General features: G+C 50.2%; 10 protein-coding genes. 2 read left to right on the top strand and 8 right to left on the bottom strand.

Going from position 1 to position 14730, the window contains the following annotated elements; genetic code table 11:
- Positions 1-227: 227 nt before the first annotated feature.
- From JMJ04_RS38500 to JMJ04_RS38480, 5 genes are all read right to left on the bottom strand, one after another.
- Positions 228-542, bottom strand: a complete 315-nt coding sequence (locus JMJ04_RS38500) for a hypothetical protein (RefSeq protein ID WP_201375656.1) — start codon at positions 540-542, stop codon at positions 228-230.
- 95 nt (positions 543-637) lie between these two features.
- Positions 638-2035 carry a replicative DNA helicase gene (gene dnaB / locus JMJ04_RS38495; protein ID WP_201375655.1) on the bottom strand — a complete coding sequence of 466 codons (1398 nt, stop codon included), beginning with the start codon at positions 2033-2035 and terminating at the stop codon, positions 638-640.
- 8 nt (positions 2036-2043) lie between these two features.
- The gene (locus JMJ04_RS38490; RefSeq protein ID WP_201375654.1) at positions 2044-3012 is read right to left on the bottom strand and encodes a P-loop NTPase family protein; all 969 of its coding nucleotides are present in this window, start codon (positions 3010-3012) and stop codon (positions 2044-2046) included.
- A gap of 129 nt (positions 3013-3141) precedes the next feature.
- A complete protein-coding gene (locus JMJ04_RS38485) occupies positions 3142-5169 on the bottom strand; it encodes a hypothetical protein (protein WP_236038878.1) in 2028 nt (675 codons plus the stop codon).
- 2113 nt (positions 5170-7282) lie between these two features.
- Positions 7283-8572 carry a hypothetical protein gene (locus JMJ04_RS38480; protein ID WP_201375652.1) on the bottom strand — a complete coding sequence of 430 codons (1290 nt, stop codon included), beginning with the start codon at positions 8570-8572 and terminating at the stop codon, positions 7283-7285.
- A gap of 264 nt (positions 8573-8836) precedes the next feature.
- Here JMJ04_RS38480 and JMJ04_RS38475 point away from each other — a divergent pair, with 264 nt between their 5' ends.
- Positions 8837-9628, top strand: a complete 792-nt coding sequence (locus JMJ04_RS38475; protein WP_201375651.1) for a DUF1838 family protein — start codon at positions 8837-8839, stop codon at positions 9626-9628.
- Positions 9629-9741: 113 nt separating this feature from the next.
- Here the strand turns inward: JMJ04_RS38475 and JMJ04_RS38470 are convergent, their stop codons facing one another.
- On the bottom strand, positions 9742-10173 hold the full coding sequence (locus tag JMJ04_RS38470; RefSeq protein ID WP_201375650.1) for a MarR family winged helix-turn-helix transcriptional regulator: 432 nt from the start codon (positions 10171-10173) through the stop codon (positions 9742-9744).
- A 325-nt stretch (positions 10174-10498) separates the two neighbouring features.
- Between JMJ04_RS38470 and JMJ04_RS38465 the strand changes: the two genes are divergently transcribed.
- Positions 10499-12238, top strand: a complete 1740-nt coding sequence (locus tag JMJ04_RS38465) for an ABC transporter substrate-binding protein (protein ID WP_201375649.1) — start codon at positions 10499-10501, stop codon at positions 12236-12238.
- 78 nt (positions 12239-12316) lie between these two features.
- Here the strand turns inward: JMJ04_RS38465 and JMJ04_RS38460 are convergent, their stop codons facing one another.
- Together JMJ04_RS38460 and JMJ04_RS38455 are read right to left on the bottom strand one after the other, a co-directional pair.
- Entirely contained in the window at positions 12317-13015 is a 699-nt protein-coding gene (locus JMJ04_RS38460; protein ID WP_201375648.1) for a hypothetical protein, read from the bottom strand.
- Positions 13016-13122: 107 nt separating this feature from the next.
- Positions 13123-14691: an amidohydrolase family protein gene (locus JMJ04_RS38455; RefSeq protein ID WP_201375647.1), complete on the bottom strand. Its 1569-nt coding sequence runs from the start codon at positions 14689-14691 to the stop codon at positions 13123-13125.
- Positions 14692-14730: the final 39 nt, after the last annotated feature.

Raw genomic sequence — 14730 nt, 5'->3', positions numbered from 1 at the left:
GCCTGCTTTCTTCAGCGACATTCAGCTCACGTTTACGTCTACGTTTGTGTCGGCGTATACTATGATGTTTACCATAGAAAACGCCTATTCCTCCACATTGTAACATATGTCATTCTGTTTGTGTACCAGAAAAAGGCTTAAAATGAGCTATAAGGCATATTACACAAACGTATACGTCACGTACACGTACACGTCTATGTGTGACAAGTAGTCTGGTAGAAAGGTAATTAAGCCTGGGCATCCTTTGGCTTGCGTGAACGTCCCTTGCGCCACCCACGACCCGGGCGATGTTGGGCCGCCTCAACGGCATATCTGGGCACCAAGCGAATGCCAGTTCCGGGCACTCCACGCACACGACCAAGAGAGAGTAATTGCGCGATTTCGTCGCGAGTGGCAAAGCGCGAGGGTAGGGCACCACTCTCGATAAGCGCGTGTACACGACCTGACTTCACCCCAAGTAGGACCGCGGCCTCTGCGACTACCAGCATCACCTCAAATACATCCTGGCTGGCAACTTCAGTGGTTGTTCGCATTACGTTCATGACGCACCCCATTTTTAGCTAGCGAGACAATAAAAAGAACCTTGATTCTTTTTATCACCAAACTGCAAGCCCTGGCAATGGTTGCTGAGGGGGGACTAGTCCTCTTCACTCTCCACGAGCATATAATCGCTCTGAGTGCCTGAGGAGGAAAGAGGAGTCCTGGTGCGTACATCGAAGTCCTGAAAACGCGTCTGGCTGCGATTAAACAGGAGGCACACTTCGCCAGTGGGACCATTACGATGCTTGGAGATGATGATATCCGCCAGGCCCGGACGCTCGGTATTGGGGTTGTAGACCTCGTCACGATAGATAAACAGCACAACGTCGGCGTTCTGCTCCAGGCCGCCAGATTCGCGCAGATCGGAGAGCATAGGTACCTTGGACTGGCGTGACTCGACGGCACGCGAGAGCTGAGACAGGGCAATGATAGGGATATTCAGTTCACGCGCCAGAACCTTCAACTGGCGGCTCATCTCATCAACCACCTGGACACGATTCTCGGCGCGTCTCTCAGAGGCGGGGGGCTGCATAAGTTGGAGGTAGTCGACAATTAGCAGGTCCAGCCCACCATACTCGGACATCCATTGGCGAGCCTTGCTGCCCAACTGTGAGACCGAGATGCCAGCCGTATCATCGATGAGAATGCTGGCACTGGAGAGCGAGGCCATAGAGGTCTCCAGCACATTCCAATCCTCGTCATACAGGTCGCCCATACGCAGGCGCTGTTGATCGATCTGGGCATCCATAGAGATCAGGCGCTGCACCAGTTGCTCAGAACTCATCTCCAGGCTAAAGATGCCCACGATGCTCTTACTCAGCAGGGCTGTGTTATACGCCAGACTCAAAGCAAAGCTAGTCTTGCCCACAGCGGGCCTGGCGGCCAGAATAATCAGGTCAGAGCGTTGCAGGCCTCCCAGCATGCGGTCCAGGTCAGCAAAGCCCGTAGGAACGCCTACAAGCTCCCCCTGGCGTTCTGAGAGGGAGGTAAGCCTCTCCATGTAGTTTGTGATTACATCACGAATATGGTGGCTCTCAGAGCGTTTATGGGTATATCCCTGGCGCACAGCGAAAAGGATCTGTTCTGCCTGCTCAAGGGCTGCCTCTGCGTTCTCCTCACCATAGGCCGTGGTCACAATCTGGCTACCAGCATGGATCAAGCGGCGCAACAACGCCATTTGCTCAACAATACGCGCGTAGTACTCGGCGTTTCCACTGGTAGGAACCTGGTTGATCAGCGAGATGACATAGTCTTCGCCTCCAGCCTCCTCCAGCTTGTTATGACGCTCAAGCTCATGACAGACCGTCACAAAATCGGCTGGCTCATGCCGATTATAGAGTGTGACAACCGCCTCATAGATCAGGCGATGTCCATCGCGATAGAAATCTTCCACGCGCAGAAAACTGGTTACATTTACGATTGCCTCGGGATCGATAAGCAGGCTACCTAGCACACCAGCCTCGGCCTCAACATTCTGGGGTAAAAGACGCTCCATGAAAACACTCACTCCTTGCGGAAATTGATACCGGGCAATTCATAAAAGTAGCACAGGCCCTCCATGATTGAGAAGACGCTATCGCTAAACTGTTCACGCAATTGCTCATTATCCAGCCCAGTCGTAACTATAGTAGGCAACGAAGCATTATAGCGAGCCTCGAAGACGTCTGTCAGGATACGACGCACTGTATAAGGCGCTAGATCCATCGATTCAGGATCACCCAGATCATCTAGAAGCACGATATGTGCATTTCGTAGAGTATATACCATCTGTTCTTCCTGCTCTGAACGCTGAATAAGAGTAAGTAATGCTGGAGCATTAAGACAAAGCATATAATAGTCAGCTTGTGGCAAAAAGGCAGCCACACCCAGAGCCAGACCTGTTTTCCCTACTCCTGGATAGCCCTGAATACATAGTCCCTTTTTCTTAACAAGCTCTGGTTCCTCGATTGCACGCATGAAATTTATAGCTGCATTTCTGACTTTCTCACGTTCCGCTATAATTTCCAGATATTCTTCATCCTGTGCAGCAGGTGGCTTTTCGAAAGCTACTGGCCAGCTCTCAAGAGTATGACCTTCTGGGAGGGGAGGCACTAATGCCGTTGTAAAAAGTTTGCAAGCATAAGTATATCTTTCAAGCCTATCCTTATGAATAAACTCTTCACGTTGGCGCTCAATACGCTGGCTATAGCGTACACCTAGTTCGCAATCGCAAAACTCGGGAGGGGCAAAAAAACCGCGCATCACGCGCACAACGGGAAGCTCCATCCCATTGACGCCTAGTGGTACCCCTTGATGAGTGCAACCAATACATTCACCATTATTGTGACGTATAAGCATTCGCTGTTGGAGAGAACTACGTTTCTGCTCTGGTATGGAGACTATATATCCAGCAAAGGCTTTACTGCGCTTTCCTGGTATGTGGCTGGGTTTTTGGTAGTTGGGCGAGCGTCTGCTCTGGAAATCAAATGTCATCCTTTTCCTCCCTTGCAACATCGCATCAATCGAACATAAATTCAAATCGCGTCGATTGTACACGAAATTTCGCGAAAGGGCAATAAAAAATGTATTAAAAACTCATCAATGCAAATTCTGGTTGCGTAGTTATGATTCTGTGCTACCCAAATTGCCATGAGTAAATTTGCTAGCACGATACACTAATTTGCCATTTCGACGTACTACATGGCCATGGCGATCTCTGGTGGCAAGTTCCTGTTGGTCAGGTTGATCAAATAGTGGGGCCAATTTTACCTTGCTGTTTGGATTAGTCAAGTAGTCATATATCTGTTCGCAGGTAAGCTGTCCCATGAAATCTATATCTTCCTGGCTAATTGATAGCTTGTTGTTCTGGATTTTGCTACAGTTGCTATTAAAAAAAGCTCCTGGATTTTCGATAGTGTGGCCGCCAGAACTAGACATACATTGCAGGGAATAGATAAAACTTGCAACAACAGTAGAGATATCGGTTGTTGCAAACATTTTTTTGTATTTGTTTCCAGCCTGGCGATTTCTGTCAAAGATCTCAGCTACAAACTTTTGTAGCTCCATGCGTAACGTAACGTTAGTATTATTTTTATTTAAAATATTATTAAATAACTTACTTACGTTTAACGTTACGTATAGCTCCGCAAACTCTTGAGAGTAAAAGTTCAAGTCTACCAGCATTTTACCTGTTTGAGCTTCAGAGTCTACCGAGGGAATGTTCTGAGCGGTAGACTCTATCTTGGTAGACTCTAGCTCTCTATCGGCCTGTGAAGCTGGCTCAATCGGCAAGTCTACCAATGTGGGTAGACTCTCCAGCGACTCCGGCATTGGGGTATCAAAGTCTACCTGAGTGGGAAATGAGTCTACTTGTTCTGGTTGTGAGTCTACCGCCTTTGAATGGGTAGACTTCAAGAATGTGCTGTGTATTGGTGAGCGTGAGATCAAGGTACCAATCATAGATGGCTTCTTGGAAGTTTTCTGCTTTTGAGCAGGATAGGTAGACTTTCTGGAGTCTCCCTGCCTGTGCAATGTTGACTCTGGTGCGTTCTCAGCCGTTTTTTCAGGAGAAAGTCTACTCGATAGAAGAGACTCTTTCTCTGTTGGTGTCATCTGTGTGGAGGAGTCTCCCTTTGGCGTAGACTCTGAATGAGCACACCCTTGTGGAGCCTTTGAGGAGTCTACCGTGAAAGTAGACTCCTGTTGCTTTGTCATCTGTGGTGGTGAGGAGTCTACTACAAAGGGAGACTCCTCCTCTTCTTTTGTAATAGGCAAAGGAGCGGAGTCTACTTTCATGGTAGACTCCAGCTTGTCAGAAGAAGAAACTTCAGGGAAAAGTCTACCTTCAGTGGTAGACTCAAGCTCGTTAACCCTTGCCTGAACGCCTGGTGCCGCGAGTCTACCTTGTTTGGGAGAGGAGACTTGCACGGGAGGATAGGTTAGCAACTTGCCAATGATCTCGCTGGAAATGCGCATGACCAGGCGCTGACGGCGCTCAGCATCGATATTTTCCGTGCGCAAAATGCTATGCAGCCGCGTCATGAGTTCTTGCTCTGGCGACGAGGGAGGGGTAATGCTAGAACCCGGTGTGAGCGCGGTCGTAGATATGGCAACAACGTCGTAAATAAGACAACGCTCGCGTACACGTTTGGCAAATTGCTGAACCTTGGGTCGGCTCTTGGTAAGCAGGCGATCTAGTTCATGTAACGAGCTGGGGGGGTCGTAGTGTTGGAGCGGGAAAAGCAGTTCAATCTGGTCAGACGAGCGACGCTTGATCAGCAGATCGAGCGCACAAAACGTCACAACATACTTGTGGGTTGTGTCATAACCCCAATGAATACGTTGTGCCAGTTCGCGAATATTTTGCAGTGAAACGACCGCAAACGCGATAGGAGTTTGCGTTGAGGAGGTCGGGAGAGCCTCTTGTTTTACCACAGCCTGTGTCAGGAGCAGGGCAAGAAATTCAAGCCCCTTTAAGGGCTTAGCAAAGACTTTCTCCACAATATGGAAGATAGTGGGATTAACTTGTTGGATATCAACGCCTATGTTACATATGGGCGTCTCCTCACAGTCACTGTGAGTACTTGTGATAGGTAACGTGCAGCCATCTCCATCGTTATACGGCTGATGTGACGAATACGACTCGGTCATACAAAACCCCCTAAAAACACTATCTACCAAAAATCTGGGAAGAGCCAGTAAAGCAGCAGGCGTCGTTGCCTGTTTGTTTATTTTTATTAGTGCTAATGAACCGCTTAGGCCATAAATTAGGTTGTGTAAATAAGCGAAGGCTAGAAAGCATCCAACCTTATAAACTTTAAAAAATTTTAACCATTGATCGACAAGCAAAGATAACTTTAGCCTGCCAATTTTCAACTCTTATGTAGAGAACATATTACACTCAGAAAACGGATTTTACTAGTGGAGTAATACGCAAAAAACCACTTCCTGGTGTCTGGCCTCTGAGCTCAGTTTTGCACCTAACAATGGTGGGGTTTTCACCACACCCCGGTGGGGTTTTCACCTAACCTCGGTGGGGTCGCGTTATGACTTTTGGGTGGGCAATTCTTTCCAGAACATTATTTTGTGTTTTTAGCAGCGAAAGCTTGCAAATGAAGAAAATAGCGGAGCAAATAAAAAGTACCTTGATCTTGTCATATTCTATAAATAATACGTATGCACCTAACCCTGGTGGGGATTCTCAACAAATCTATGTAAATTATAAATAAATGAGAATCGCGAACGCTTGCTAAAAGGAATTTGATTTTAGTGTAATTAAAATGCCGCAAAAGTCATTCAATGCACCAGACCCTGGTGGGGCAAACGTGACAAAATACGGAAGAAATTCCGGCCAGCAAAATTTTCAAATCTGCCCTCTGATATGGCAGAATGCACCTAACCCTGGTGGGAGTATTAAGATCAAAAGGTTGCTGTAATGCACCCAACCCTGGTGGGGGTATCAAGACAAAAGGGTGTTGTAATGCACCCAACCCTGGTGGGGGTATCAAGACAAAATATTTGTAGTAATGCACCCAACTCTGGTGGGGGTATCCAGGCCAAAGGGGTGTTGTAATGCACCTAACTTCGGTGGGGGTATCAGGGCCAAAAGGATGGTGGAATGCACCCAACCTCGGTGGGGGTATCAGAGCAAATATTTGTAGTAATGCACCCAACCTCGGTGGGGGTATCAGAGCAAATATTTGTAGTAATGCACCCAACCCTGGTGGGGAATATTGGATAAAAAAAATCTATAGGCGGTTTTTTCTAAAGGCAGAAAAATGAGTGAATGCACCCAACCCTGGTGGGGAATTTAAGCTCAAATGAGCTTAAAAGCGAGCGATACGGCACTATTTAGAGCCAGAGAGATACACCCAACCCTGGTGGGGAAGAAGTAATATATTTTTATTTGCAGATGCAAGCTTTACTTGGTGGAATGCACCCAACCCCGGTGGGGGTATCAGGGCCAAAGATTGGTAGTAATGCACCTAACCTGGGTGGGGGTGAGAGGAGAAAAAGGATGGTGGAATGCACCCAACCCCGGTGGGGGTATCAGGGCCAAAGATTGGTAGTAATGCACCTAACCTGGGTGGGGGTGAGAGGAGAAAAAGGATGGTGGAATGCACCCAACCCCGGTGGGGGTATCAGGGCCAAAGATTGGTAGTAATGCACCTAACCTGGGTGGGGGTGAGAGGAGAAAAAGGATGGTGGAATGCACCCAACCCCGGTGGGGGTATCAGGGCCAAAGATTGGTAGTAATGCACCTAACCTGGGTGGGGGTAAACAGTGCCAGGGAGGGAAAAATGCACCTGACTCTGGTGGTAATTATATGGCATAATGAGTGCATTGATGCACCTAACCTGGGTGGGGGAGTTTTATCAACTGGAGCTAAAGCAAGGGCTGTGAATTCCCTTACCAGAGGTCAAATAATTGTACAATTGGCGTCACGTGAAATGCACCTGAAGGCCTCAAATTGTCGTCTTTAGGGGTTGGAATGCACCATACCCCGGTGGGGAAAGCAGAAATTGAGGCAAACATGCGAGGGAAAATGTGCGTAAACGTGAAAAGACCTTTATAGACGGAAGCACTACCTAACCTGTTTAGTTTATATAGGAGTAGTCTGTTGGGATACAAGTGGGAATGTCCAAAGAGAGGTATGGCAGTTTTAGCATGGAACTAACGATAAAAGCGAAGAGGGCAGTGGGAAACGCCTGTTAGGATATTTCCCGCTGCCCTCTTCGCCTTTATTGCAAAAAGGTTTTCTGCTTTATTCTTTCTCTTTTGGTACTTCGCGAGCGCGTATACGGCGCGGGCGTTTTTTCTGTGCGCTATTAAGGGCCTGATATTCCTGGATCAGTTTCAACGGAGGAAGGATCTCCCAACGTGATGCTAGCCAATCTTTACTCCAGCGCGCCTGCTCTTTATTGACTTCAGTCAGACAAATTTGCTTACCTAAAATTCCCATTTGCTCCAGTTTGGAGAGGGATTTCTCTATGGCTGGGACGAAGCGCGTTGTCATATGGCGTTCATCAACCTCGACCATACTGGAGGCGAGCAATTCTGACATGGTAATTGGCGCGCTAAAGTTGCCTTGTTTAGCCTGCTCGCGCCAGCGTTCAGTCATGTAGAGAGCGATACGCAGCGCATAGCGATCATTTTGTGGATTGAGCTTGAAGATCTGGCTATCAATCTCAGCAAGATAGTAGTTCTGATGCTGCTCATAGGTACTGATCCAGTCGCCGGGCGAAACCAGGAAACCGATGATAATCTTATCATTTGTTAATGTCTTGCGGCTGACAACCGAGTAGCGCATATAGGGACCATCGACCTGGATAGGCACGGCCTTGCCACGTACCGTGATTGTGCAATTGCCGCGCACATTACAGGATGCCAGCAGGGTCAGGTCCTGGAGCACGCGGCGCTTCTGCTCGGTGCGATAGCCATCGGTATAGCGCTTATTGGCGCCAGGATGCGCGACGCGGCTATGCTTTTGTAGCCCCTGCCACTGAAGGATCTCATCGAGGAGAACAGGCACACTGCCATTTTTGGAGACGCGATCATTATGGCGACGAATATTCCATAGGCCAAGGACGATACGTGCCGTTAGTACTGTACTCTCGCTCAACTGGCGAATTTGTTTTAAGGCCTGGGGGATCTCCAGTGGGCGTTCGGGTGTGCCGAGATAGACCTCAAGCGTATTGGAAGCCAGGTAAGAAATCTCACCATCGCCAGGACGCCACATGCTTTTCTGAGCCAGCGAGGCTTCGCGCACAGCCTGGTCGGGCCGGTAATTTGTAACCTTGAGGTTCTCCATCACATATGGAGTAATACGATCAAAGAGGGAAGACTCATGTTCAATCTCACCGCCTTCGAGAATGGTCGCGAGATATTCCGTGGCCTCCTCCTCTGTCATATAGTCAGTGACATCGGCAAAGGTCTGATCAAGCAGAGCTTCTAGTTCAGTATCGTACTCATCTTCCTCGTCCTGGGAAGTGAGATCAGCGTCATCAGCATCTTGTGGAATCAGGCCAAGATCTGGCTGCTTGTGTTCCTCCATAAGCGTCTGCGGTTGGATCCTACTAAGCAAGAGCCTTACCGCAAGCCTCCTTTTTCTGTGCTGAACGTGGCGGCGGAGTTAGCCACTACGAAGCGGCGTTCACGATTGCTTTTCATAGTATACCATGAGAGCGTATGGACGGAAACGCGATAAAATTCTTATAGCCGAATAGTAAGCCCTACTCGCAAGAGCGGGACTCAAGTAGTGAGCATGCTATACTGATTATGGCCTATTCATATGTACCAAGAGATTCGGAAGAAAATTATGCTCGATTTAACGCAACCTGAACATAACCTACGAGCATATATCAAGGCTCGTGCGTCCCTACAGCCCGAAGAGATTGTATTCTGGTGGAGCGGCAATATCTATAGCGTCATTCCCGGGCAGAAAAATCGCCTCCTCTTCAAGATTGATGGCTACAATATTGGTCGCTGTATGGAGGTAGAGGGAGGGTACCAACATCTCATGCGCGAGGTTACATTCTACAAAAATCCCTCCACGGGTGAGATCCTTGAGCGCTGGTCTAACCCCTTTACCGAAGAAGAGGTCCCCGTTGTGCATGTCTGGAATGATCCTGTCAACCAGACGTATCTGCTCAATGGTCCTTATGGGCCATTTATGATGCCAGCGCTGTCTGTAGGTGAGGATCGTCTATGCCTGGCTCTCGATATAATGCTGGCCTATCCCTCTCCACTGCCATGCGCACAATATCCCAAATACTCGCAGAGCGATCTCTACCAGGGTGCAGAGCTCTTTCAGTTTTTTATCAGCCGCCGGGACCTGGAGAACGATGAGCTTGCCTCCATTCCCTGTGAGATCTCCTGGACGCGCCTTGGTCCCTGGCTCCCTTGGATGGCGATGGCGGATCGCCCAGGCAATCTGCTCTACCAGTGTGCTGGCTGTAAGGTAGCAGGTGGCTATGCAGCTCTTCCTGAAGATGCACGCGCCTATGTTGAGCAGCATCAGCCAATCTACACGCAGGCCCCTACGGAATTTACACGTCCCAACGAGACCTCCTGGACGTATTTCAAGAAATACCTTGAGAGCCAGAAGTAGACGCGTACGCAAGTGACGTCGGTCGGTTTCCACCGTGTCTAATCCGTTGTGGATGCCGAATAATAAAAGAGGAGTCGTCACATACAGGTGGCAACTCCTCTCTCTATTATCTGTTAGCCATGCTGAGAGATAAGCTTGTTGAGTGTTTGGACCAGCAGGGGGCCGGTTGTACTTAGCTCGGCCAACATTGTTGCCGCCAGGCGCTGGAGCACATCCTCTCCTTTGTGAGTAAGCTGTACGAGGACGCGCCGCTGATCGACGGTATCGCGTTTGCGCTCCACATACTCGCGTTCGACCAGGCGATTCACTAGTTCAACGGTGCTATGATGCTGAATTTGTAGGCGTTCGGCCAGGTAGCCTATAGTTGGCTTTTGTTGCTGAGGCAGACCCTTGATGGCCAGGAGGAGTTGATGCTGCTGGGGTTCCAGGCCCACAGAACGCGCCATTTGCTCACTAAAATGAATGTAGCGACGAATCTGGTAGCGAAACTCGGCCAGTTCCCGATAATCGGAAAGATGTAAATCGTTACTCATATTTTCTGCCATAGTAAAACCTCTATATTAACGAGGAGTGTAGGATATGCAATCTATTTTGTCAAGGTAATGCTATTGATGAGAAGTTTCCGCTACACGTCTGCTATAATGAAAGATGCTTCCTGGAGTTTTCAGCGTCTGCGACGCTCGCAGGGGTCAGGGGGCGGTGCTGGACTGGCTAAGCCAGTCCAGCACCGCCCCCTGACCCCTGCGAGCCACGTAGTGGCGAGAAGTTCTGAGTAGATACGAATAAATATAAAGCAGCTGTGCAAAGCTTTCATGCTCTAGAGGATATATGCAAGGGAGAAAGATTGTAAACAAGGGGCGAGGCCCCTCTATGGCGTTTAGCCTATTTTTGTGCCTGCTCCTGCTCGCGCTTGCGGGCTGTGATCAGCAGGATAACACCCTGGATGGGCCGAATGCACCTCTGGCGGTAAACCAGCAGACAGGCGTTTTTCCGGCGGTGGGAGAGAATAGCCAGTCAGATTTTACCAGCCTGGACCCGGCACGTGCGAGCGATCACGCCTCAACCCAGGTGACAAGCATGGCTTTCACTGGGCTAGTAAGCCTGGACAGCCATTTGCAAATCCGGCCGCAACTTGCAGAATCCTATACCAGTAGCGATAATGGTCTGACCTGGACCTTTAAGCTCAAGCCTAACCTCAAGTTTAGTGATGGCACACGCCTGACCTCGCAAGATGTTGTGTATAGCCTGGATCGAGCTTTACAGCCCTTGACGGCCTCGTCGACAGCCTCGACATTTCTTGGCTCTATTAAAGACGCGGACAAGTTGCGTAGAGGAGAGATACAGACCCTCATTGGCGACAGTCTTCAGGTGCCTGATGCTCAGACCGTGATTATTCAACTGGCGCGACCAGATCAATCTTTCCTCTCGGCTTTGACGAATGGTTGTGCCTCCGTGGTTAAGAAGCAACTGATCGAGAAATACGGAAGCGCCTGGACAGATCACGTTAATGAGGGCGGTAGCACAGGCCCCTGGGTAATAGCACGCTCTATCAAACAGGCCACGCGTTATATCGTGCTCACTCCCAATACCTATTACTATGGACCTAGGCCTAAATTGAAAAAGGCCATCGTGACTTACTATATCAATCCTCAAACGGTCTATCGTGCTTATGAAGCCGGCCAGATAGACATTGCGCCTGTCCCATCTAACCAGATTGGACGTGCGCGCGCCCTACCCATGGGCGAGCTGCACCAGGTACCTGGACTTACTATGTATTATTATGGCCTGAACTACCTCACGAGGCCCTTTGATAACCTCAAGGTGCGTCAGGCCCTGGCGCTGGCCATTAACAAAGACGCTCTGGCACACGATGTCTATAGTGGTACGATGCTGGCTACCAATCATATTGTGCCGGAGGGAATTCCCGGCTATACGCCACAACTAAGTGGACCGCTCGGTGTCTCCAGCACGAAGGGTGATCCTCAGAAGGCGCGCCAGCTTCTCGATGAGGGCCTGCATGAGGAAGGGGTGACGCGGGACATCTTCAAAAATGTGAGCTTTGAGGTGTTTAGTGGCATTCCCTCTGATGTGAATATCAAGAGTGAGTACAACTCTATTCGCACCATGTGGAAAGACTTTTTGGGTATCGATGTCAAAATCAACGATACCAGCGAAGCCAAGTACTATAGCGATCTACAGAATACCGTAAATAATGCTAAAGGCCTGGCTATCTGGCGTTTGAGCTGGAATATTGATTACCCCGATCCACACTCTGTTCTCTCGTCACAGTTTGGCCAGGGAATGTCCAATAATATTCAGAACTATGGACAGAACAATGCCTTAAATGTGGATCAGCAACAGGAGACGCAGCGCTTACTTACTCAGGCCGATGCTGCCACCAACCAGCAGCAGCGCTATCAGCTCTACGCCCAGGCTGAGCAGCGCCTGGTCGACGATGTGGCCTGGCTTCCCCTTTTTCAAGGAGTGAAGAGCACGGTGGTTAAGCCATGTGTGCAGGGCTGGACTGATAGCCCACTCGACCAGGTCGCGCCCGACGATTGGGCTAAGATCTCCTTGAGCAGCAATGCCAGTTGCGCACATAAGGTGTAGCAACTAGTCAATTGATGTTAAAAACACGGGAGCATCCAGCTACAAGTTGGATGCTCCCGTGTTTTTAACATCAAATCCTTAATTGAGCATGTTGCGGATGGTGAGGCCAGAGCGCTCCACGACTGGACCCAGGGCGCGTAGCAGGATGGGGCCAATGATGATCGTTACTACAATATTCGAGAGCGACCATACCAGCCAGCCAGGTAACAGCGTGTTCGCGGGAGCCGTGCCCGTGGCGACCAGGATGAAGTTCCCATAGAGTCCACCAAGAATATTGTTGGGGAGGACTGCGCAGAGCACGAAGAAGATAAAGCCGCGCACCGTCAGGACGTCCTTACCGATGGAGCTAACACCGAAGCGAGGTGCTAGCAGGCGGTAGAGAATCATTGGTAGACCAAGCTGGATCAGGTCCACGGTGCCGAACCAGAGCGCCACTGGCAGCGGTAAGGGCTGGGGCGAGAGCAGGCCTGCTCCCAGGAAGTTGCCCAGATAGGCAATCACAAACGCCCAACCACCAAACCAGAGCGCGAAGGGAATACCAAAACCGATCGCAATAAAAAGTGCCGAAACCAGGGGGATGCCTGAAGGAATCGGAATGGAGAGCCAGGAGAGCACCGTGTAGACCGCGGCGGCCACCGCTACGGCTACCAATTGTCCGAGCGCTGGCAGGCCGGTGTAGCGCAGCGTATAGCTTACACGTGCAGGACGAGCCTCTTCTGTGTAATCAGCGGGAGCGTCCAGGCGGTTCTCGGGCATCGCGTCTTCCATAAAATACATGTCCTTTCCTTTGGTAAGATGGAACACTATCAGATATCAAACTACAGAGTGCCATATCAAGGTTTATATCGAGACTTATATATATTAACACTCTTTGAGCGAATATTTCACTCTTTATTTTGGTGATGTAAAACCATATGTCGTAATGTATCAATCTGCGACATAACGGCGTGTGTGTTTTCTGCTATGGCTGGCATTTGTGTCTGCCAGTCTTTCTGGCATAGCTCGCGGACCTCCTGGATAAGCGCCGCTTCATCGAGCCGCGCCAGCTTACCATGTTCGACCACGGTTTCGCCATGCACGATGACTGTCTCGACCGCTGAGCCTGGCTCACAGTACACCAGGTGCAGGTAGGGATCGCGTAGCGGTAGGAAGGCCGTACTGTTCAGGTCGAGCATAACGAGATCTGCCAGCTGGCCTGGCGCAATCTCGCCCAGCACTGAGGCGAGGCCCAGAGCTGCGGCCCCGCCAGTTGTGCTTGCCGAGAATATCGCCGCCGCGCCAGGCCACTTCTTATAGTCTAGACGTGGATAGTTGTGGAGCAAGCCCGCTAGCTTGAGCACGCTAAACATATTCTGGTTATCATTGCTGGCGGAACCGTCGCAGCCAAGCGCTACGCTTACCCCGAGGTCGAGCGCGCGCTTGAGAGGGAAGCGCCCACTGCCCAGGCGCAGATTACTGACTGGATTGTGTACGAGCGTAGCCCCTGAGCAGGCGATACGCTCCAGATCACCGGGCGCCAGCCAGATGGCATGAGCTAGCGATGTTCCGGGGCGCATAATATATTGATCGGCGAGATAGGCAATACCTTCCTGTCCCAGGTACTCACGGATCACTTGCGCTTGTAGAGCTGTCTCGACGGCATGAATATGCATGCCTGTCTCGTAACGCTCGGCGAGCAGGTTACAGTGCTCCAAGAGCATATGGCTGCACCAGTGAATACCACTTGGGCCAACCAGGCAGCTCAGGCGACCAGAAGAACTCTGGTGCCAGCGGGTGATGAACTGCTCCAGTGTCTCCAGTTGTTCCTCAATGGGAGGCCAGAGCTCGAAGCGATCTGTAAAGGGATGCTCAGGGAAGTGTAGACCTCGTTGCAGGCCACAATTCAGTACCAGGTCTTGATCCTCAATAGAGGGAGCGACGGCTGCGCGAATACCTACATCTTCATATGCCTGCATGACTGCGTCAAGAAATGGTTCAGAGACGCCCGAGGGAGTCCAGAGGTGATCGAGAACGGCCGTTGTGCCACTTTTTAGCATTTCGAGGGCGCCCAGGGCCGCACTCAGATAAGCCATGCGTGGCGTCCACTCAAAGGTATTGCCAAAGAGAGGCACCAGCCAGAGTTCAAGCGGTAGCGAAGGGGACGTTGCCTTGAGCACGTTCTCCAACGAATGCGTATGGGCGTTGATCATCCCAGGGATGACCAGGCGGTCCTTGCCACTTATGACCTGGTCGAGCCGTAAGGGATTGTAGGAGAGTGAACCAGACGGACCAACCTCCTGAATCCGCTCGCCAACAATGAGAATATCCTGGTTCGTGAGCAGGTGTTCCGGCTGGTTGGGTGCAAGCACACTACAGCCTTGTACAAGGATATGCGGTAGCTCATTAATAGAGGTAGAGTTACCAGGCTGCTTATGAATATGAGGTACATCATGTGCCAACTCAAGTTTACGCATTCCATGCCTCGTTTCTGGATTTCTAGATATTATGCTAAT

The organism is Ktedonobacter robiniae (assembly GCF_016587375.1).
Taxonomy (GTDB): domain Bacteria; phylum Chloroflexota; class Ktedonobacteria; order Ktedonobacterales; family Ktedonobacteraceae; genus Ktedonobacter; species Ktedonobacter robiniae.
Note: the sequence above shows the minus strand (reverse complement) of the source record. Positions and strands in the feature narration are given on the sequence as shown.